The organism is Streptomyces sp. rh34, from assembly GCF_002551245.1.
In the GTDB taxonomy this organism is placed as follows: domain Bacteria; phylum Actinomycetota; class Actinomycetes; order Streptomycetales; family Streptomycetaceae; genus Streptomyces.
This window is the reverse complement of the sequence record NZ_NTGZ01000578.1, coordinates 1-689: the sequence shown is the minus strand read 5'-3', so window position 1 is coordinate 689 and position 689 is coordinate 1. Positions and strand designations below refer to the sequence as shown.

Genomic DNA, 689 nt, shown 5'->3' with positions numbered 1-689 from the left:
CAGCGCCTCCGGAGCCGCCCCGGAGGCTCCGTCGCGCGCCCCGGCCCCGGAAGCCCCGTCCCGGGCCGTTCCCGGAGTCCCGCCCGGAGCCACCCGGGGGGACCAGGCCGCGCGGGGGTCCGGCGGCCGGAGCGGGACCGGCCCCGGGCTCTTCCCCGACCGCCCGCGGTTCCCTCCCCCGGCCGCCTCCAGATCGTGACCGATGCGGCTCGCCGACGGCCGGGCGGCCGGGTCCTTCCTCAGGCAGGCGGCGATCAGGGGCAGCAGCCCGGGCGGCACACCCGCCAGGTCCGGCTCCTCGTGGACCGTACGGAACAGCACACCGGCCGCGCCGGCCGCGCCGCCGTCGCCGAACGGCCGCCGGCCCGTCGCCGCGTACACCAGGACGCAGCCGAGGGAGAACACGTCGCACGCCGGTCCCACCGGCCCGGCCGACGCCTGTTCGGGGGCGAGGTAGCCGGGCGTGCCGATCACCGCGTCGGTGGCGGTGAGTGCGGTGGCGCCCTCGTGGCGGGCGATCCCGAAGTCGATGAGGCGGGGGCCGTCGAGGGCGACGAGCACGTTGGCGGGTTTGACGTCGCGGTGGATCAGCCCGGCCCCGTGGACCGCGACGAGGGCCTCCGCGAGCCGGCTCCCGAGCGCCCGGACGGTGGGGGTGGGCAGCGCGCCGCCGGCGCCCACCACCTCGG

At 79.7% G+C, this 689-nt stretch carries 1 protein-coding gene; it reads right to left on the bottom strand.

Annotation, left to right across the window (positions count from 1 at the left end; translation table 11 throughout):
• A partial coding sequence (locus CR470_RS38300; RefSeq protein ID WP_257139080.1) for a serine/threonine-protein kinase occupies positions 1-689 on the bottom strand: 689 nt, incomplete at both ends.